The 21,099-nt window shown below is 51.0% G+C and carries 18 protein-coding genes; 9 read left to right on the forward strand and 9 right to left on the reverse strand.

The window, feature by feature from the left end:
- Nucleotides 1-105: 105 nt before the first annotated feature.
- A complete protein-coding gene (locus tag D4L85_RS01505; protein WP_119752657.1) occupies nt 106-705 on the reverse strand; it encodes a CDP-alcohol phosphatidyltransferase family protein in 600 nt (199 codons plus the stop codon).
- A 590-nt stretch (nt 706-1,295) separates the two neighbouring features.
- Between D4L85_RS01505 and D4L85_RS01510 the strand changes: the two genes are divergently transcribed.
- The 7 genes from D4L85_RS01510 (at nt 1,296) to D4L85_RS01545 (ending at nt 10,627) form a co-directional block, all read left to right on the forward strand.
- The gene (locus tag D4L85_RS01510) at nt 1,296-1,943 is read left to right on the forward strand and encodes a hypothetical protein (RefSeq protein ID WP_119752658.1); all 648 of its coding nucleotides are present in this window, start codon (nt 1,296-1,298) and stop codon (nt 1,941-1,943) included.
- 712 nt (nt 1,944-2,655) lie between these two features.
- On the forward strand, nt 2,656-4,062 hold the full coding sequence (locus D4L85_RS01520) for an alpha/beta hydrolase-fold protein (RefSeq protein ID WP_119752660.1): 1,407 nt from the start codon (nt 2,656-2,658) through the stop codon (nt 4,060-4,062).
- A gap of 133 nt (nt 4,063-4,195) precedes the next feature.
- Entirely contained in the window at nt 4,196-4,888 is a 693-nt protein-coding gene (locus tag D4L85_RS01525; RefSeq protein ID WP_160143476.1) for a hypothetical protein, read from the forward strand.
- Between the two features lie 514 nt (nt 4,889-5,402).
- Entirely contained in the window at nt 5,403-8,393 is a 2,991-nt protein-coding gene (locus tag D4L85_RS01530) for a PVC-type heme-binding CxxCH protein (protein WP_119752662.1), read from the forward strand.
- 100 nt (nt 8,394-8,493) lie between these two features.
- The gene (locus D4L85_RS01535; protein ID WP_119752663.1) at nt 8,494-9,036 is read left to right on the forward strand and encodes a Panacea domain-containing protein; all 543 of its coding nucleotides are present in this window, start codon (nt 8,494-8,496) and stop codon (nt 9,034-9,036) included.
- 564 nt (nt 9,037-9,600) lie between these two features.
- Complete coding sequence (locus D4L85_RS01540) at nt 9,601-9,918, forward strand: SdpI family protein (RefSeq protein WP_119752664.1); 318 nt, start codon at nt 9,601-9,603, stop codon at nt 9,916-9,918.
- 130 nt (nt 9,919-10,048) lie between these two features.
- Nucleotides 10,049-10,627 (forward strand): dihydrofolate reductase family protein, encoded by a 579-nt coding sequence (locus D4L85_RS01545; protein ID WP_119752665.1) that lies wholly within the window; start codon nt 10,049-10,051, stop codon nt 10,625-10,627.
- 53 nt (nt 10,628-10,680) lie between these two features.
- Here D4L85_RS01545 and D4L85_RS01550 read toward each other — a convergent pair whose 3' ends face one another.
- Both D4L85_RS01550 and D4L85_RS01555 read right to left on the reverse strand, forming a co-directional pair.
- Nucleotides 10,681-11,526, reverse strand: coding sequence for a helix-turn-helix domain-containing protein (locus tag D4L85_RS01550; RefSeq protein WP_119752666.1), 846 nt, complete (start codon nt 11,524-11,526; stop codon nt 10,681-10,683).
- Nucleotides 11,527-11,620: 94 nt separating this feature from the next.
- The gene (locus D4L85_RS01555; protein WP_119752667.1) at nt 11,621-12,517 is read right to left on the reverse strand and encodes an oxidoreductase; all 897 of its coding nucleotides are present in this window, start codon (nt 12,515-12,517) and stop codon (nt 11,621-11,623) included.
- A 154-nt stretch (nt 12,518-12,671) separates the two neighbouring features.
- Here D4L85_RS01555 and D4L85_RS01560 point away from each other — a divergent pair, with 154 nt between their 5' ends.
- A complete protein-coding gene (locus D4L85_RS01560; protein WP_119752668.1) occupies nt 12,672-13,181 on the forward strand; it encodes a metallophosphoesterase family protein in 510 nt (169 codons plus the stop codon).
- 75 nt (nt 13,182-13,256) lie between these two features.
- Here D4L85_RS01560 and D4L85_RS01565 read toward each other — a convergent pair whose 3' ends face one another.
- From D4L85_RS01565 to gldA, 6 genes are all read right to left on the reverse strand, one after another.
- Nucleotides 13,257-13,715: a hypothetical protein gene (locus tag D4L85_RS01565; RefSeq protein ID WP_119752669.1), complete on the reverse strand. Its 459-nt coding sequence runs from the start codon at nt 13,713-13,715 to the stop codon at nt 13,257-13,259.
- 36 nt (nt 13,716-13,751) lie between these two features.
- A complete protein-coding gene (gene dnaN / locus D4L85_RS01570; protein ID WP_119752670.1) occupies nt 13,752-14,876 on the reverse strand; it encodes a DNA polymerase III subunit beta in 1,125 nt (374 codons plus the stop codon).
- 99 nt (nt 14,877-14,975) lie between these two features.
- Nucleotides 14,976-15,905 carry a DUF4340 domain-containing protein gene (locus tag D4L85_RS01575; protein WP_119752671.1) on the reverse strand — a complete coding sequence of 310 codons (930 nt, stop codon included), beginning with the start codon at nt 15,903-15,905 and terminating at the stop codon, nt 14,976-14,978.
- Nucleotides 15,906-15,907: 2 nt separating this feature from the next.
- Complete coding sequence (gene gldG, locus D4L85_RS01580; protein ID WP_119752672.1) at nt 15,908-17,593, reverse strand: gliding motility-associated ABC transporter substrate-binding protein GldG; 1,686 nt, start codon at nt 17,591-17,593, stop codon at nt 15,908-15,910.
- Nucleotides 17,587-18,315: a gliding motility-associated ABC transporter permease subunit GldF gene (gldF, locus tag D4L85_RS01585; protein WP_119752673.1), complete on the reverse strand. Its 729-nt coding sequence runs from the start codon at nt 18,313-18,315 to the stop codon at nt 17,587-17,589. The genes gldG and gldF overlap by 7 nt, the downstream gene beginning before the upstream one ends.
- 38 nt (nt 18,316-18,353) lie before the next feature.
- A complete protein-coding gene (gldA, locus tag D4L85_RS01590) occupies nt 18,354-19,283 on the reverse strand; it encodes a gliding motility-associated ABC transporter ATP-binding subunit GldA (RefSeq protein ID WP_119752674.1) in 930 nt (309 codons plus the stop codon).
- A 354-nt stretch (nt 19,284-19,637) separates the two neighbouring features.
- Between gldA and D4L85_RS01600 the strand changes: the two genes are divergently transcribed.
- On the forward strand, nt 19,638-21,083 hold the full coding sequence (locus D4L85_RS01600; RefSeq protein WP_119752676.1) for a redoxin domain-containing protein: 1,446 nt from the start codon (nt 19,638-19,640) through the stop codon (nt 21,081-21,083).
- Nucleotides 21,084-21,099: the final 16 nt, after the last annotated feature.

Raw genomic sequence — 21,099 nt, forward strand, 5'->3', positions numbered from 1 at the left:
TTTTTGGATATATTGAAGTCATTGTGAGGGCGGTCACAAATGATCCCAAGTCAATTTGCAATCCCAAGCTGCTGTTGTTGGTGAAGAACACCAACAACGGCGGGGTTATCCATTCAGGTATTCGTTCCTTTTAAATTTCACACCCTTCCTGATCAGGTAAGCATGATAGGTACTAGGAATATCATGTGTCCATTCAGGCAATATCAAAGTGATGAGAATGCGGTCCACATGCGAGATGAGTCCCATTGTTATCGCCGCAAAAAAAGGAATGCCGGCATGGTTGAAGCCGATGAGGGAGGTGAAGGCGATTAGAAGTGTGATGCCCCAAAGTTTGGAGAGAAAGGCGTGGGTGCAGGTTTCGCGTTTGAATTTCAGGAGGCTGATGGCATAGACCGCGACCTCCATCGCCAAAATGGTGTAGATCGCCAGGGCGTTGTCGCGGATCAACTGGGGATAGAGCATCCAGGTGGCAAAACCGATGGAGAGCCAAAAGATCATATCGGTCTGGCTATCCAACCTTCGCAGCGCCGCCGAAGACACGTTCGTCTTCCTCGCCACAATGCCGTCTAAGATGTCGGAGATCAGGCCTAAATACATCAACACCAAAATGAGGGGCTTGGCCTCTTCTCCTACAAAATAAGCTGCCCCTAAAATGACCGGGGCACAGAGGAAGCGGAAGAGGATGAGGGATTGGGGGATGTTCATGAGTCGGCGGCTCTTCTATTGGTGTTCGTTTTGAACAGATGTCCAACGAAATGAATGAGGGCCGAAAGTGGCTTAAAATACGATTTTAAAGCATCCTTGGCCATTTCATTTGTGACCGACATCAGTGTCGAAATTGTTGGGGGGGTTATATTGTTTTTATCGCTTTCCATAAAGATTTTAGAAAGAACCAGATAAATAGGATAACGTCGCCGATAAACAAAACATATTCAACAACTACTAAAGTCCGCTCCTTGAAAGTAGAAATTTGAAGCTGTCTTTCGATGTAGGCGAATAATGACAAGTCAAAGCACTTCAAGGAATCAGGTATACGAATATATAAATTCGAATCTAAGCGGCAAATCCGCGATCACAAACCGGCCAAGCGCATTCAACCTAAACAAACAACGGCCCTATCCATTCAGGTGCTCATTCCGCCTCTTGAACCGGCACGTCACTGAAAACTGGTTGTATTTTCTTTTCCTGTCTCATTGCAGGCCAGGTGCGAATGAATTAAATTAGGTTAGCCATAATTTGACGATTTTTTACAACGACCAGTTGACCGTGAATTAACAACTTAGCTATTCCTAAGCATGAAGAAGTACTATTTTTTACTCGCCAGCATCGTGCTTCTTTTCCTATCGCTGTGGGGCTTTTCCGACAACCTGGTGACCGATGTGGGTCAGAAAAGTAATAGCGATCCAAAGTTCATCATACACGGCCTATTCTGTTTTGCCTGGTTTATTATCCTGGTCATTCAAACCACCTACATCACGAAAGGGAGCTATCGCGCACACATCAGCCTGGGCGTTGCCGGTATGGTGGCCGCCATCGGCGTGTTGATCACAACGGTTTACATTTTTATTGTTATTTATGACGGGTGGCACAAGCTGGACTACACCGCCCGGTGCAACAGGTTTCTTTTGCCGAGCTTTGCCTTACTGGTATGGCTGGGCTACCGCCATAGAAAGCATGCCGAAACACACAAACGGCTCATGTATGTTGCATCGCTGTACATGCTGGCTCCGATCTTGGGCAGGGCCATGGGCCACTCGATCCTGGACACATTGATCCCCGTAACGGCCCCGATCACTTGGGATGTTACGCTCTTCGGGATCTGGAGTCTTTTTTTCATTTCTCTTTTCCTGTACGACTGGATTACCGCCAGAAAATTTCATAGGGTTAGCAGCTTGGGATTTGTGTGGTTTCTCCTGGTGTGGACCGTTGCCATTCTAACCTGACGGTGGTCGCCACGTCGCTCAAAAAATCATCTCAAAGTCGCCTACGAATTGAAAATTTATTAAATTTATCCATCTCCACGCCCAAAAACCAAAAGGCATACGTTTTCCCTCATGCTTTTTGTTTTATTAATCGAAAACATGCAGGCTAGCCGTTGCCAGAACAAGCCAAACGAGCAGCGCCGTTAGATTCATGGAACGATACCCTTTTAACAAAATAACCGTTATATGGAAGAGAAGGAAATAGACTATTTACTAAACGTTGGGCAATCTCTGTACCACCGTTGCACTGGCCATCGGGGCCTCGGTTTACTTTGACTATCAGCAAATGGGTCACGTCATGCGACCCATCACGTTTTGGGGTGCAGTGTCAATCACTACAGGCATGGGAAGTGTGGCTTGTTACCTTTTTACGACCGCAAATCAACTCATTCAAAAAGGAAAAAAATGAACGCAAACTATCTATTTCTGTTTCCTGTCATCTACATGGCTATGTTTGTCTACTTGGCCATCCTGGTGGCTGTTACCCAAAAAAGAGCTGCGAAAAAAAGACGTTCAAATGTCGCCGCATCAAAAAAGAAAAGCCACTGCGCATATGGCGACGGTGTCCGATCCTAGACATTTTTGGAGTTGAGTGACATTAATCCGGGCGTTAGCCCCGAGCCTCATCGAAGAAATTAATACATTCACAAAACCATACTTCAACCGATACTTTATGCGCCTTCGTTTTTCCGCGATGGTTATACTGACCATTCTTTGCAGTCCCCTGCACGCCCAGTTTGCCACACCACTGAAAGATTCGATTCAATCCACAGTCCTGGACGAACGACGAGACATCGAGATCATCCTGCCCGCGAACTACGGCAACGACACAACACACTACGACGTGTGGTACGTGCTGGACGGCGAGTGGAACACCCATACCTTTACGAATATTTTCAGCTTCCTGGTGGCCATTCAGTTCGCGCCGCCCGCCATCCTTGTGAGCGTACCCAACCGTTACGAGAATGGTTTCAATCTGCGCGACCGCGACTTGACGCCCACTCCCATTGCCTACGTGGATCGTTCCGGTGGTGCCAAAAACTTTCTATCATTTTTTGAGCGGGAGCTGATGCCCTACATCAACGGCAAGTACCGCGTCAGCGGCGAGAGTGGGATCTTCGGATCGTCCTTTGGCGGCCTGTTCACGATCTACGCGATGCTCGAAAGACCTTCACTGTTTCGTTTTTATACAACGGCCGACCCGGCGCTGCATAATGATGGACAGCTGATTCCCCGGCTGGCGGCGCAGCGGTTTCCCGGCATGACGTTCTCCAACACCGTGCTCAATATCGGCGGACGCGAAGGGATCTCTTATCCTGAAATGGCCCGGGACCTCATGGACAGTGTGCTAACGACCTCGGCGCCTGCCGGACTACACTGGCAATCGATGCTCTACCCGAATGAAACACACGGCTCCAGTGTATTCAAATCCAACTACGACGGCCTTAAATATAGTTACCTCGGATACTTTGTCCGCAACGCGCGATGCTATCCCAACCACGGGATCGTATTGAAGGATCGGCCCGTGCGACTTTTCGTGCCGACCGATAATTCCGACATCCGCTACACGATGGATGGAACTGCGCCGAGCCGGTCGAGTAAAAAAATGGATGATCACCTGCAGATCAGCGAACCGGAAAAACTAAAACTCTACTCCTTTTCACCGAGCGGACGCTATGACCACGAAATCCCGGTGGAACTTCGGTCGGGCGACTACCTGCGTCCCAAAAAAGCGGCCGCGAAATTTAAAGCCGATCGCCGGTTGGCCGGAACTTTCAAAGCAAATGCGTCCGGCCTGATGGACGGGTGGGTGCAGATCGACAAAGACGGATACTACGTATTTCAACTCACGCCACCGGCAGGCACAAAGCTTTTCTTCAACGATTCACTGCTGCTTCAAATCGATGAAAAAACGGCGCACACGCGGCAGGCCATCATATTGCCGCTCCGCAGCGGAAAGTATGCGCTGCGAGTCGAACGTCCTGCTGATCCGCGCGACAATTCACCTCTGTATTTCGGCTTGTATTACAGTGAAAACGGTCAGGATGATTGGTGGGCAAACCCGATCGTGAAATGGTAGCGACTATAAACCTTTGCCTATACAAAATCTTCTCAAAGTGTCAATAGTTTAGAATCGCCAAGTGGGCATTTAAATGATTTTTCTGTGACTTTCAGCATCGCGTTGCATTCCTCGATAAGGAACACTTTGCCGTATGCCCATAAAACCAAACCCAATTGCCACGCATTGCTTCATCGGTCTTTGTACTTTAACATTGTTCGCCACTTGCCAGACCGAAAAAATAAAGCAACAACCTGCCACCTTCTACGACGCCATCCTCGGGCAAATCGTTTATGACCGGTACTATTCCTGTCTTGACACCTTCTTAAGAGACAAAAACTTAATGAAAATTGATTCGGCCTATTGGAAAGGATCCGTTTCGGTGTCAACGTTCTCCAGGCTTGTAGCTGCCCTTAAAAGGGAGCGAAAGAATATGAACCAAAAATGCAAGATCACGTTCCATCCCGACCTGGGCCGCTCCTACAGCGCACACACCATACCCGACGTAGCAAAAAAAGAACTGCAACAGATACTAGTGACGGACACCGCGTTCCAACAAACCTTCCCGGGCGATCAAGCACTCGACTCCCTTTTTATCCCTTGCGGTCTTCACGCATCCGATTTTAATATTGATTTTCTTCAAATCGAGCCTCCGCCCCAAAAAAGGCGCGTGCTCTATAGCTCGATAAGTCTTTCCATGCCTGTCTTCAATTCTAACAAAACGCGAGCTGTGCTTTATTGCGAATATCATGGTGATAGTCCGTATGGAGAGGGGGTCTTTGTGTTTGTGGAGAAGCAGGAAGGCGAATGGAAAGTGTATAAGTATTTGGTGAACTGGCAAAGCTAATCCTTCTGAACCCACAAGCCCAAAGGGCTTCTCTGTCATAGCCCCCAGCGAAGCTGGGGGAAGTAGATCAAAATGATTTCCAACCTCGAAGAGGTTACCCCTTAGGCCGGTAGCTCTATTTGCAACCTCAGGTCTATTCGAGTTGAAGGGTATTAAAGCATTTATTGAGATTTAATCATAAACATAATGCATTGCCGAATCCGTGGTGGTCATCCCCAAAAAGGTAACCCTTACAGGGTTGAAATGCACAAATGCCGTTTCGCCCGGTTGCACCGGGCGTTATGATGGGGAAGCCCTACGGGCTTAAATCCAGTTTGAGTTTCATTTGTATCGGCTTGAAATGCAGCTTGAGTTTTTTTGTGCGAGGAGTAACTGTCGTTTGTTGTAGGAATGACAAGATTTTTTTGGGGGAATCATCCGGGGTGCCGATAGTTCGTTTGGGTTTTTATCGCAGAACAAGGACGGCTAAAAATGCAAAACTTTATGGGTATATTGGTTTCAACCCACCGCTCCTATGAAACCTGTTTTCCCCGCACTCATTTTTCTCCTCTTCAGTTGCAACACCGATAAAACCAATTCAGGCCTTTCTCCCCAAGACGCGCTCAAAACCTTTACCCTGGCCGACGGCTTCACGATCGAACTTGTCGCCGCCGAACCCATGATTGCCGACCCCGTGGCGATGGACGTTGACGAACACGGCAACCTTTATGTGGCCGAGATGCATGGCTACCCGCTCGACACCCACGGCTCGGGTGTCATCAAATTGTTGACCGACACCAACGGCGACGGCTTTCCCGACAAGAGCACCGTGTATGCCGACAGTCTCGTGTTGCCCATGGGCGTGATGTGTTGGAAGAAGGGCATCATCGTGGTGGATTCTCCTGATGTGATCTACCTGGAAGATACGGATCGCGATGGAGAAGCCGATCACAAAGAAATTCTTCTGACAGGCTTTGCCTTGTCCAACCCACAACACAACGCCAACACCCCGGTATTTGGCCTCGACAATTGGATCTACATCGCCCACCAGGGAGAAGTGACACCCAAAGTGTATATAAAAGAATTTGGCGACATCGGGGCGGCCATACGGTTCCCTCAATTTTCCAGTGCGCCAACTTTGCCACAGAATGCCAACGGACGAAGCATCCGGTTCAAACCCGATGCAAAAGAAATCGAAATGCTGTCGGGCGAATCGCAATATGGACAAGCGTTTGATCCTTGGGGGCATTTGCTGGGTACCGCCAATGCCAATCATTTATTTCACGAGGTGATTGCCGCCCGTTACCTGAATCGAAACCCCAACTTGCGCCTGGCAACTTCCCTTCAAATGCTTCCCGACCACGGCGACGCCTGCGAAGTTTTTCCCACGACCTTGAATCCCGAACATCAGTTGCTCACCGATGTGGGTGTGATCACGTCGTCGTGCGGTGTCACCTGGTCTGAAGGAGGATTATTTCCCAAACCATTCGACGAGATCACCTTCATCGCCGAGCCGGTTCACAACCTGGTGCACACAGACAAGCTCGCCGACAAAGGAGCAACCTTCACAGCAAGCCGGGTGTATGAAAGAAAAGAATTTCTCACCTCCACGGATGCCTGGTGCCGGCCCGTGAATTTTTATATAGGGCCTGACGGCGCGCTCTACATCATCGACTACTACCGAAAGATCATCGAACATCCCGAATGGATGAGCGAGGAAGTGGCCGCTTCCGGGAAATTATATGAGGGGTCTGACAAAGGAAGGATCTATCGTGTGACGCCGACGGGAACATCGCCGCTTAGTTGGTGCGGTCAAATTAAATTGGGCGACGCATCGACGTCGGAATTGGTGAAACAGCTGGCGAGTCATAACATCTGGTGGCGAAGGACGGCCCAGCGGTTGTTGATGGACCGGCATGATGTGTCGGCCGTTCCTTTTTTGAAGCAAGTCATCGATACAACCAAGTTTGCTCCGGCTGTCGTTCATGCCTTGTGGGCTATGGAAGGACTTGGGGCGACCGATGTGGGTTATTTGCAAAAAGCGTTGAAGCATTCCGTTGGCGGTGTTCGTGAAAATGCCATCAAGATCGCGGAGCTTCATTTGAAAGACATGCCTTCGCTTGAAAATGATTTGCTACCGCTACAAAACGATGCGGACGCCAAGGTGAGGTTTCAACTGCTCTGCACCTTGGGGGATCTGAACACCAAACCCTCGGCGAGCGCACGTCAAAACATTTTACGTCATGACATCGAAGACGAATGGGTGCAAGTGGCCGCGCTCAGTGCGACCCGTGGTCATGAATTGGAAATGCTCGAGGGAGCTGTCAAAGATCTGGCGGGCAAAGAAACTCCGGGCAGGAAGTCCTTCATCGTGAATTGTGCATCGGTTGCCGCATTGTCTAAAGATGAAAACAACATCCGGAAAATGATTTCCCTGGCTACACAAACCAACGCCGCCGCCGATGTGTGGTGGCAAGCCGCCATCCTCCAGGGCGTGGCCGGCGCGGGAGGAGAAGTTGAAATTCCCACCGCCGGGTTGGCAACGTCGCTGTTGACATCGTTCAAAGATCCTGCACCCTCCGAACGCAGAAAAGCAGAAGTCGCACTTCTTTGCAAAAAAGGAATTGAAGATCAAACCCTGAAAAAGAAAATCATCCAGGCCGCTCGCGGCATTGCCGTGGATGAAACAAAAGACATTTCCCTCCGCGAAGATGCCCTTGGCATTTTAGTCCTGGACGCCGACGCTGATTCGCTTTTATATCAAAAGGTCATATCGCCTTCTACTCCCGAAAGTCTCCAGAAAATTGCCGTCAAGGTCTACGCAAAATTTAACGCGACAGCGGCAGGAAAGTATTTCGTTGCCCACTGGAAGACACTGACACCCGCCCTTCGCGACGTGGCGATGGACGCCTTTCTTTCCTCCTCGCAAAGCGCGGTCATTTTGTTGGATGCCATTCAAAGCAAACAAATCCAACCCGCCACGATCGGCTGGCCGCGCATGGTCGAGTTGATGAACAACGACGATGCGGAAATCAAAAAACGTGCGCGCGCATTATTGGCGAATGAACAAACGGATCGAAATGAGATCTTTAAAAAATACGAGCCCGCGCTTTCACTACAAGGCGACGCCGCGAAGGGAGCCATTGTCTTTAAAAATGTTTGTTCGCTTTGCCACCAGATCAACGGCGCAAACGGCCGCGCCTTCGGTCCGGACCTGGCCACGATCAGAAACCGCGACAAACAATTCATCATGGCCGACATCCTCGATCCCAACCGTTCCATCGCCGACGGCTACGAACTCTGGAAAATAGAACGCACCAACGGCGAATCCTTGACCGGAATTATATCTTCCGAAACATCAACGACGCTCACCGTACGCTTCGCCAGCGGGCACGAAACAACCGTTCCCCGCAACGAGATCACCAAACTTGAAGCCATCGAAACCTCCGCCATGCCCAGAGGCCTTGAGAGCGCTGTTTCGATGGAGGAGATGGCGGATCTTATGGCGTTTATCAAGAGTAATTGAAAGTGCTTTTTCGTTTTGTTCGGTAACGAACCATCATCAGCCGAACCTCTTTGGCTTTTCTCCGTTTGATAAAATTGCCTCTTATTTGTAAATTGTCAGTATGTTAGGTTCAACGCAATCCCGAAAAACCAAAGAGCTTATTCTTTACATTGCCAATCGGCTTTCATCAAAGAATAACTATGGCCTCACGCTCCTGAATAAAAGCCTATACTTTATCGATAGCATATCTTATTTAAAAAGGGGAAAGGGCATTTCCAATTTCACCTATGTTAAACAAACTTTTGGCCCCACTCCCGAGCCCCGACAATTTTTGTTCCTAAGAGACACCATGGTCGCGTCGGGAGACATTGAAATAACCGAATCCGAATTCTTTGGTCGGCTTCAGAAAAGATTTGTAGCCAGAAGAGAACCAGAAGTCGACGTATTCAATGTCGAGGAGATTATTATCATCGACGACGTGCTGTCTAACATCGAAGATTTTACTGGCGCCCAAATAAGCGAGATGTCTCACGAGTTTCCGGCCTGGAAAGCAGCTGCCGACCGGGAAGAACTACCCCTCTTCACGTTTCTGTTATCTTCAAAAACCCCAACGGAAAGCGATATCGAATGGGCTAAAGCAGCGATCGAGGAGTGTATCGAATAGCGCAAACTAAAAAAGTTTACTCAACAGTTAGATCTGCTGTATCGTTCTCATTCCAGAATGGAGGAGTTCAACAACGCCATAACCTGGTTTTTAAGCAGGACGCCCGATCCCCATTGTGCTTCGATATCGAACGCGTTGTAAAGTCGATTTCGATTGGCGAGCATATTGATCAGCCTTAACAAATTATGAAACCTACACCCTGAAATGAAAAGAGCAATCGGTACCATAGTCTATTATGCGCTTCTTTATGCTCTGGTCGTCTATCTCCTGAATCATTCCCATTCGTTGGATCTCTCTTTGAATCATATGGTGCTTATGGCCCTTTGCATCGTGGCAATCTCCATTGTTGCCTTTATCCATTCTTGCACCATGGTCGTAAAAGGCAACCGATCACACATTTTCCCATTGATCATTCACTTTTGCGCGGTCTTGGTTGTGGTGTTCGTTCTACGGACCGTATTCTAAAGTGTTACGCCCTGTTTTCCGGGCATCTATCAAACTGCAAAAACATTTCAGTACGCAAGATTACATTGAAGCATAGTCGCCCACCAATCTATCACCACTATGCTACCCTACATTATCGCCTTCTCCTGCCTCATCCCCCTGGGCATCTGGCTCCGCTTCTTCACGCCCCGGCGAAATTTCTGGTTTGGCTACCGGACCGAACGAACCTTGCAAAATGAAGAGGATTGGAAAATGGCGAATAAGCTCTTGGGAATTTGCTCCATCTACTCGGGGTTGGTGCTCACGGCGTCATCCATTAGTGCTATATTCTTTCCCGAACTGCGGGTCGAGTACATTATCCTCATGTTCATTGTCTTTGCAATGGCTTCCATTTTTATTGTGGAATATTTTATGGATTCAAATATCCACTCCGACTGACCCCCTCAGCTCCCCCTACTAGTGTCACAAGGCTCCTGCTTGACACAATCCCCCCTTCACAAAGTCGGAATAACACCCTAAAAAAATAAGATTGGTCGCCTACGTTTGTCTGAAACAACAAAGCGACATCATGCGAAAATTAAAATTGCAAGTACAAATCTCCATCGACGGCTACATCGCCGCCACAAAAGATATTGGCAACTGGATGATCTGGAGCTGGGGTCCGGAATGGACCTGGGATGAGGAGCTCCGCGCCTATTTCAAAGACCTGCATGCCTCCATCGACACCGTGCTGCTCAGCAAAAACATGGCCGAAGAAGGTTTTGTCAACCATTGGGCTAATGTAGCTTCGAACCCGAATGACCCTCAATACGCTTTTGCAAAAAGCATCACCGATGCTGCCAAAGTCGTATTCACAAAAACTTTGAAAAAATCGGAATGGCCCAACACCACGTTGGCCAAAGGCAACTTGATCACCGAAGTGAACAAACTCAAGAACATGCCAGGAAAAGATATTATTGCTTATGGCGGGGCCTCCTTTGTCTCTGCGCTCATCAAAGCAAACCTCATCGACGAGTTCCTGCTCTTTGTGAACCCCACGGCCGTCGGCGAAGGGCTCGCAATCTTTCACGAGCGTCGCGATTTGAAACTGGTCAGCAGCCAAGGCTATGCCTGTGGCGTGACCGTTATGCACTATGCCGCGAAATAAACAGAAACAGAATACGCTGAGCGAACAGCGCGGCGTTCACCGTCAAATTGAGATCAGTTCGCCAATGCGTTCACGGGGATTGCGTTCGGTTCGCTGGCCACCTTTGACGGTGCCACACCGAAGGCTTTCTTGAACGCAAACGAAAAGTGCGAAAGATCTTTGAAGCCCACATCGAGATAGACGTCGCTCACGCGCTGTCCTTTTTCTTTGATGAGATAATAGGCATCCTTGAGGCGTTGTTGTTGCAGCCAACGGTTGGGTGAGGTGTGGAAGATGCGTTCGAAGTCGCGCTTAAAGGTAGCCAGGCTGCGGCCCGTGAGATAGGCAAACCGGCTGAGGTCGACATTGAATTTATAATGTTCGTTCATGTAGGCTTCGAGGTCCACTTTGCCCGGCGTGGAGAAGTCGAACAGTGCGTCTTTCAACTGCGGATTCGTTTGCAGGAGGAGCATGACGGCTTCTTTCACTTTCAACACGGTGATGCTCTTGTTCAGATCGCTCGTGGCGTTCAGATAGGGCGTCAACGAGTCGATAAAGTTTTTGAAAAGCGGGCTGGGGTCCAGCTTCAGCACGTTCTCGCCTTCATAGGGTTTGCTGGCGTGCAGGTCGTGTTCCATGCTGATGGCGCGCAGGGTTTCCTGGTCAATGGCGATGGAGATCGACCGGTATTCGCCGCCGGCCGGTGGGCGCTTCGTGTACTTGGCCAGTTGGTTCCGTCGCAGGAACCTGAAGTCGCCTTCGTTAAAGTTATAAGTCTTTCCTTCCTGGTACAGGTCCGAGCTTCCCGACAAAGTGTAGCCGAAAATATGGTCGGGTACAAATTGTTCGCCTTCACTGCTTTTGTGGGAGTAGCACGAATAGAGGATGTGCGGGAGAGATGTTGATTTTTTTTCAGCCATGGGTCTTCAAATGTTTTGAACCACAGAGGCGCTGAGGGCGCAAAGTCTGGAAGTTTAGTCCTAGCGATCTTGGCGCCTCTGCGGTATAAAGTCCCTAACGTTTATCGATGGCCTTTAAGTTCATCAATGTCCTACCAGCTTCTGTTTCCAGGAAGTTCACCGCGTCGTCGGCATCGGTGGAAACGGTTACGGGAAGCCATTTTTCAAATTCCGCCCTGCGCAATTCCTCGCCGGACTTTACAATGCCGGCCGCTTCACTTCCCAACACCAAGTGCACGGGAGGTTCGGGATGGTCGACAAGGTCGATCAAGGCTTGGGCGGCTTTGTCGGGGTCGCCCATGGGTACGAAGCTACCGCTCGTCAAAAAGCTACGCGCCCGGTCCACTGTATTTTCATAGCCTTCTATGGATGGAGCAAAGCTCATGGAGGCTCCAGCCCAATCCGTCCGGAAGCCACCCGGTTCCACGCTGGTGACCCGGATGCCGAGCGGCGCCACTTCCTTGGCCAACGCTTCGCTAAATCCTCCTAAGCCAAACTTGGCGGTCTGGTACATGCTCAATCCCGAACCGGCCACACGTCCGCCAACCGAACTGATCTGCAAAATTCTTCCCGACCGTTGCTTGCGCATGTGCGGCAGTATGGCACGCGACACTTCGATGGGCGCGTATAGATTTATATCCAGTTGACTGCGCACCTGTTCGTCGGTAAACGCTTCTGTGGCGCCGACAATGCCCACACCGGCGTTGTTCACCAGCACATCGATCCGTCCGAAAAGCCCGATGGTTTCGGCTACGGCATTGCGGATCTCTTCGCGCCTGGTCACGTCCAGCTTTAGGGCGATGATCTTTCCCGGATATTTTTCGACCAGGTCGTTCAATTGCTTCGGGTCTCTGGCGGTGGCGGCCACTTTGTCGCCGTGGGCCAGTACGGCTTCTGTCAGGCTGCGTCCCAATCCACGGGCGCTGCCGGTGATAAACCAAACTTTTGTCATGATTTTGTTTTTTTGTTGAGACAAAGGTATGGCCGGGGGTCGCCCTCTTGTTTTGTTGAATAGCTCAAGTTGCTTTGTTAAAAAGATCATGGTCCAACGACCAAGACGACTCACACCGCTGCGGCATTTATCGGGCAAATATTATTTTAGCGACATGAAAATCGGTCTGCTCTCGGACACACACAATTATCTCGACCCCAAGGTCTTTTCGTATTTCAAGGATTGTGATGAAGTCTGGCATGCCGGCGACATCGGCGATCGTGCGGTGATCGAGCAACTGGAGGCGTTCAAACCCGTGCGCGCCGTTTTTGGCAATGTCGACGACAAAGTTTTGCAGGCCGACTATCCCGAAGACATGCGCACCACCATCGAAGGTGTAAAAGTTTGGATGACACACATCGGCGGCGCGCCACCGAATTATAATCCACGCGTCAAGAAATTTCTAAACGCCGATCCACCCGATGTCTTCATCTGCGGCCACTCCCACATCCTGCGCATCAAACGCGACCCCAAATACAACAACATGCTTTATGTCAACCCGGGGGCTGCGGGCCAGCATGGATTTCATTTGGTGAAAACTATTGTGCGGTTTGAGATCACTGCCGGGAAAGTGCAGAACATGGAAGTGATCGAGTTGGGCAAACGCGGCGCCATCGTCGCATAACAAAAAAAACTCGCCGAACATTTTCGACGAGGCTTTCAGCATTTCAAATCAAATGTTTCTGATTGACAGGACGTACTAGAATCGATACGTCAACCCCACGCCGTTCTTTGTAAAGTTAAATGCAGTTTGCGTTTCGAGGTAGCGTTGGTATTTCTTGTTTCCTTTGGTCCAGAGGATCACACCGGGAACCGTGAGACCTACTCCGGCCACGATACCGAGCACGCCCATCGCTTGATCCACTTCGCCGTCGGTGTAGGTCGATCCGTTGGAATTTACATAGGTTTGACCTGAATTGGGATCTGCGTTGGCCGCGATGATCGCTCCGGCAATGATGAGGCCGCCGCCGCAAATGGTCATGATCGTTCCGGCGCCGCGCATGCGCAAGCCCGGAGGCTTGCTCGCTTCATAGAGGATGCGCTTCGTATTTTTTTGAACCAGGGGACTTACTACAGCTGTGCTCTGGGCCGCGCCGAGGGCGCGGTAATACTGAGCCTGTGCGGTGGCACATACGCTGAGCAGGACAATCAAAGCCATGCAACGTTTCATAACTATAGCAAGCAGGTTAGGTGCTTATACGTACTGGTTCAGCATCACCGGCATCACCAGCATGAGGATGTCTTCGCTGGCGTCTTTTTCTGCCGGAAGGATCACACCTGCTTTGTTCGGGGCCGACATGGTCAGTTTGATCTTGTCGGAATCCATATTGGTGAGCATTTCGATGAGGAACTTGGCGTTGAAGCCGATCTCGATGTCTTCGCCTTCGTGTTCGCAGCTAAGGCGTTCGTTGGCTTCGTTAGAGAAGTCCAAATCCTCTGCGGAGATCTGCAGTTCGCTGCCGGTTATTTTCAAACGCACCTGGTGCGTGGTCTTATTGGCGTAGATGGAAATACGTTTCAAGGCACCCAACAGGTCGCTGCGCTCGATGGTCATCTTAATGTTGTTCACCGTAGGGATCACGTTGTCGTAGTCCGGGAAACGCTCGTCGATGAGGCGGCAGATCATTTTGATGTTGCCAAACTTGAAGTAGGCATTCGACATGTTGAAGTTGAGGCTCACTTCCGTGTTCTCCGATGGCAACGTGGCTTTCAACAAGTTCAAGGCCTTGCGGGGAATGATGATGGAGTTGCCATTCTCGGATTTAACATCCGTTCTTCTGTAGCGCACCAGGCGGTGGCCGTCGGTGGCTACGAAGGTTGTATTCTTTTCGCCGAGGTTCACATACACGCCGGTCATGGCGGGGCGGAGCTCGTCGTTGCTGGTAGCAAAGATGGTGTTGTTCACCGCGCGCGCCAGCACTTCGGTGCTGATCTCGGCCGTGAAGTCGTTCGACACGGAGGGCACTTTGGGGAAGTCGGTGGCGTTTTCGCCGGAAAGTTTATAGCGGCCGTTGTCGGAGATGATCTCTACGCTGTAGGTAGACTCATCGATCGAGAACGTAACGGGCTGTTCGGGGAGGTTTTTGAGGGTATCCAGCAAGATGCGGGCGGGCACGGCAATGCTGCCTTTTTCTTTGGATTCAACCTGAAGTTCGGTGATCATAGACGTCTGCAAGTCCGAAGCCGTCACCGTCAGGCCGCCTTTCTCCAGCTCGAAAAGGAAATTTTCAAGGATCGGCACTACGGGGTTGGTGGTGATCACGCCGTTAATATTGGAGAGTTGCTTAAGCAGGTAAGCAGAGTTTACAATAAACTTCATTCGAAAGAGTGGTTGGTTTTTAAAGCGGGGTAAAGTTAGAAAGAAAACCGAAAAATAAAACCGCCCTTTTGGGTCAAAAAGGGTGCTTCGAAATCGGTACTATTTCCCAAAGAAATGGCGGGGTAGGAAAATGGGAATCACCTTATCCTCAGCGATTAACGCCCACTGTTGCCCATCGATCAACCCCCGGAACGGCCCGCGTGCAGTACGTGGCGCATAGAGGCTCAAAACGTATTCCTTCTTGCCAATGTCCTTCACCCGCACGGTCATCGCCGCCGGCGTTTGCGCAAGACTGTTCAGCGCACTGGTAGCGGGCACAAACTCGTCGACGGTCAAAAGCGAAACGGCGTCCAGATAGTTGTTCAGTTTCGTGGTATCGGCCTGCGAAAGGCCCTGGACCGTAAAAAAGCGGTCTTGTAACGCCACGGCAAAATTATCGGAAGGCTTCGAAGGGAACTCCGTTTCCAGGCGCTGGAAATTGCGCCAGTTAAAGCCAAACACAAACTTGTTGCGCCAGCCACCTTCGGGCAATTCAAAAATTCCCGCCACATAAACGCGGTAGCCTGGAATGGTCACCAGGTAAGGCTCGCCGTTCTCCTTGCTGAAATAGGTTTGATTTTTGGCTTGGATGCCACCCGAATAAAACGTCTCCACCGGTTTTCCCCCGGCCTGTAACGCGATCTTCACCCCCCGGTCTTTCACCAAAGCGCTCACGGAATCTTTCAATGCTGCTGCCACCGGTCGTTTGGGTTCCGCTTGCAACAGCGTGGCCAGCAGCACTTCGATCATGTTGCGGTCGGCATCGTAGCGATCGTTCACTTTCCAGCGGCTGCCATTGTATTTCAATTGTACCGTGCCGGTTTTAGACGTGAGCGTCACCTCATCGATGGTCTTCAGGTCGTAGCCTTTGAAGAGATTCTTGTCCACCTCGAACGTGCGCTCTTCTCTGGTCAGCCATGCGGTGGCTGCGGTGGTCGCCACAAGCACCACCAACAGGATCAACAGCCGTTTATTTCTTTTTTCCTGCATCGCTAGAACTTGGCAAATTTCTTCTTTCTCCAATACGCCCGAAAAACGCCATAGGCGATCAAAAGCAAGATGGGAACCACGAGGTTCACCATCTGCCACTTTGTGCGCTCCGCGGTCACTTTTGTTTTATCCAAAGGCCGGATCGTCACCCGCTTGTTGCGGGCCTGGATCAAGCCGTCGTCCTCGGCCAGGTAGGTCACGGCGTTCATCAGAAAGTCGCGGTTGGCGAAGGTTTGGTTTGTGAACGGGTCGAATCCCAACGCCTGGAGCTGGCGCGTGCGTGGGTTGATGTCGTTGCGCGCCAGGTCGCCGTCGCCAATCACTATCAGTTTCGTGGGCACGCCATCGGCTTTGAATCCCTGTTCCGAAGCACCCTCGGGGAGCAAACGGTTTTTGTAGAGGGAGGTAAATTTTCCTTCCAGCAAATAACCAACGGCAACATCGCCGTCCGAGAAATCTTCCGGTCTCACATTCTTTCGCAGTTCGTTCACGCTCACTTTCACCGGCGCGGTGAACTTTCTCGAATAGGGCGAGGTGGTCATCAACGAAGTTTTCCGGATGCCGGAGGCTTTCACCGTGTCGATGCTGCTCACGAACTTCGTTACGACCGCGTCAAGGTTGCGTGTAACCGGATGCGTCGCATAGCGGTTCAACAACGGAAAGAAGGGCCACTCCATCAATTGCACCTGTGGTTTCCCCCCTACTTGTCCGGTAATGATCGGGTACAAGCCGCACGTGCGGTCCAGTACGAGATCGGGATTGATGCGAACGCCGTATTTGAACAATTGGTCATCCAGCCCCAGATCATAAGGCAACGCAAAATAATTTTCGCTCGAAGCGCTGTCCATGCTGGCGTTCAGCCGGTCGATGAGAAACATCACCTTGCCGCCCCGCATGATGTATTGATCCAGCGCAAATTTATCCAGGGTTGAAAAGGTTGATGTCGGTTTGGCGATCACCAACACGTCTATATTTTGCAACGACTGTGATTGATCAAGTCTCACCCGTCCCACATCATACGCTTCACGCAATGCGCTCTTCAGGCTGGCCACGTGCACAGAGTCCAGCTCACCGTGACCCGTCACAAAACCAATTCGCTTTCTATCTTCGTTGGTAAGCTCGTGGATGGCGCTGGCCACTTCATACTCAATGCCTTCAATCGACTGATTGATCTCCTCCTCCGGCGTTGCCGCCTTGTTTCCCTTCAACAACATCACGCCCTTCTCGCGTCCGCCATAGGAGATCACCACGCCGGGGAAAATGATCTTCTCCACGCGCTGGCCATTCTTATTGTCGATCACATTGGTGGGTTGTATGCCGCGGGCGGCCAGGTCGGCCATGTATTCCTGCCGGGCCTTGTCGCTCAACGCCACACCAGGATCGGTGACGCGGTATTTTATTTTATTGTGCGAGTAGATCCGGAACTCTTCTAATGTTTCCTGTATCGCTTTCTGAAAACGCGTAAAGCCCGCATTCAAATCCCCCGACAAAAAGATCTCCACATACACTTCGTCTTCCAGCGTGTTCAGGATCTCCCTGGTCTGCGGTTTTATACTGTAGCGTTTCTCCTCGGTCAGATCCAAGCGAAAAAAATATTGCGACACCAGGAGGTTGATCAGCACCAATGCCACCACGCCGTTGGCAAACCACAGCACATCGCCCAGCTTTCTACTTTTCCAGTTCACCATTGTCTGCTGCCCAGGATTAGTTTGGTAACGGACAGCATGAGGAAGATCACGCTGATAAAATACACGACATCGCGCGCGTCGATCAACCCGCGGCTCAGGGAGTCGTAATGAAACAGCAACCCCAGTTGCTTTACCCGCAAGGCATTGGCCGACCAAAACTCCAACGTCGACAACGAGTCAAAACCCGAAAACAACAGGAAGCTGAGGAAGGCCGCCACGATAAACGCAACGATCTGGTTAGGCGTAATGCAGGAAGCAAAAATACCCACCGCACAAAACACGGCCGCCAGCAAGGCCAGCCCGATATAGGAACCCATCACCCCCGCCGTGTCGACGTTGCCCACGGGATTGCCCAGGCGATAAATAGAATAGTAATACACCAGCGTCGGGATCAACGCGAACCATACCAGCAGCAGGCTGGCAAAATATTTCCCCAACAGAATATCCCAATCGGTCAGTGGTTTGGTGAACAACAGCTCCATCGTGCCGGCTTTCTTTTCTTCCGCAAAACTGCGCATAGTAATGGCCGGCACCAGGAACACAAACACATAGGGGCCCACGCTGAACAGCGTTTCCATATCGGCATAGCCATAGTCAAGCACCGACGTTTCGGGGAACACCCACACGAGCAATCCCATGCTCAGCAAAAACACACCGATCACCACGTAGGCGATGAGCGAATTGAGAAAGCTGTTAAATTCCTTTGAGAGTACCTGAAGCATACCGCGGGGGTCGTGGCGCAAAAATAGATTTTATTTCCTTATGGCATAGTAGGATCCTGGGCCGTCAGCTCCCGGAAGATGTTCTCCAGCGAGCTTTCCTCCTGCTTCAACCCGATGAGCGATAAATTATTGTCTGCCGCAAAACGGAATATTTCCGGGCGCAGGTCGGTCTCGCCGTCGGTGGCGATCCTGAATTTGAAACCTTCCACCACGGTCACCTGGCGCACGCCTTTGAGCGCGCTCAATTGCTCAGCCGTCACATTCCCTTCAAATTCGGCCAGCAGCATGGTGCCCTTGCCGTCGCGGCGCAGCAGGTTGGTCAGCGTGTCGTCGGCCACCAGTTCGCCTTTGTTGATCACCACCACGCGGTCGCAGAGGGCCTGCACTTCCTGCATGATGTGGGTGGAGAAGATCACGGTCTTGTTGCGGCTAATGTCTTTGATCAGCTTGCGGATCTCCACCAGTTGGTTGGGGTCCAGTCCCGACGTGGGCTCATCCAGGATCAGCACCTTGGGGTCGTGCAACAACGCCTGGGCCAGTCCTACCCGCTGGCGATAGCCTTTCGACAGGGTTTCTATTCTTTTGTTTTGCTCGTTGGTGAGGCCGCAAAGTTCGATCATCTCTCTCGTGCGGTCCTTCAGTCGCGCGCCGCGCAGTCCATACAGACCGCCGATGAAGGACAGATACTCGTGCACGTAGAGGTCCAGGTACAGCGGGTTGTGTTCGGGCAAATAACCCGTGATCTGCTTCACCTGCATGGGTTGTTCCACCACGTCGAATCCCCCCACCAGCACACGTCCCGAGGTTGGAGGCAGGTAGCAGGTGGCGATTTTCATGGTCGACGACTTTCCGGCTCCGTTTGGTCCCAAAAAACCCACGATCTCGCCCGTTTGCACCGTGAACGAGATGTTGTTGATGGCTTTCTGTTCGCCATAAATTTTCGTGAGGTTTTGTATGACAAGCGACATGGAGATCGTTTAAACTGAGGCCTTGGGTTCCGACTTCAAGTTTAGAGGATTGCGCCCGGAAACGCGAATGATCACGGCCGAAACTTTGAATTTTACCACCAAAAGCGATCCGGCCCGACCGAAAAGCGACGACCCCAAAAGCTTTGGCGGCCCCCCTCGTACCTCGGGTCGGGCTCTCCGCTACAAGTCCGTCCGCGCTCCAGACCTGCGCACTTCGGGCTTTCCACTACGATCCCTGGCCGGGATGGGCCTGTTAAAAAGTTGTTAACAGGGATTACTTGCGGTGGTCATTGGGCATGAATGCATTGAATGGTATCCATAAATTATTGAAATTTGGCACCGAAACACACGATTATGCGCCTCACCGTTTTCATTACCTGTCTTTTCTTGTCCACGCTGGCCCTGGGCCAGGGCGGCTACCAGATAAAATTCCAGGTCGCCGGCCTCAAGGACACGACCATGTACCTGGGCAACTATTTTGGCGAAAGCACCTATATCAAGGACACCGCCAAAGTGAACAGCAAGGGCGAGTTCGTGTTCGAAGGCAAAAAGAAACTCGAACGCGGCGTCTACTTCCTGGTCCTCAATAAAATGAAGGTCATGGAATTGGCCATCGGCAAAGACCAGCACTTCAGCATGGTCACCAGCACGGACGACTACGTGAAGAACATGAAGGTGACGGGCGATGTGGACAACAAGCTCTTCTTCGAGAACATGCTCTTCAACATGGACCGCCATCACGAAGCCGAGCCCTTCCTCAAAGTGCTCCAGGACAGCACACTGGCCCCCGACAAGAAGACCACCGCCCGTGAAGCGTTCAACAAAGTGAACGACAAGGTGACGGCCTATCAAATGGATGTCATCAAAAAATACCCCGGCACCATCACGGCCACCGTCCTCAAAACCAGCCAAATCCTCAAAGTGCCCGACGCCCCCAAGAAGTCCGACGGCACCATCGACTCCACCTTCCAACTGCGCTGGTATCGCCAGCACTTCTTCGACAACTTCGACCTGGCCGACAGTGCCCTGCTCCGCATGCCGCGACCGTTGTATCGCGACAAAGTATACGAATACCTCGAAAAACTCTACGCTCCCAACCCCGACACCCTCACCAAGGCCATCGGCCCGATGGTAGACAAGGCCAAGAGCAACAAGGAAACCTACAAATACATCAGCTTCATCCTCCTCATGAAATATCAGCAACCCGAGATCATGGGCCTCGACGAAGTGTATGTGAACGTGTTTGACAAATATTTTGGCTCCGGCGAAATGGACTTCTGGATCAACGCCAAGACCAAGAAAGACCTGAAAGACCACGCCGACCGGCTGCGCAAAAGCCTCGTGGGCCGCAAAGCGCCTAACCTCATCATGCAGGACAGCAACTTCAAGCCGAAGTCGATGTATGACATCAAGAACAAATACACTATCCTCTTCATCTTCGATCCCGACTGTGGCCACTGCCGCGAAGAAACGCCCAAGCTGGTGGACTTCTATAAACTAAAAAAATACAACCTTGAAGTATATGCCGTGAGCGCCGACACGTCTATGGCAAAAATGCGCGACTACATCAAAGAAATGAAAATGCCCTGGATCACCGTCAACGGACCGCGTACGTACGTGGGACCTTACGGCGACCTCTACGACGCCATCACTACGCCCTCGTTGTATGTGATCGACGATAAGAAAATGATCATCGGCAAAAAGATCCCGGTCGAAAAACTGGACGAATTCCTCACGCAATACGAGAAATTCCACAAGACCAAACCGGCAGAAAAGGCGAAACCCACAACGAAGTCATAACCGGACATCGCTGCGT

This window comes from Chryseolinea soli (genome assembly GCF_003589925.1).
Taxonomy (GTDB): domain Bacteria; phylum Bacteroidota; class Bacteroidia; order Cytophagales; family Cyclobacteriaceae; genus Chryseolinea; species Chryseolinea soli.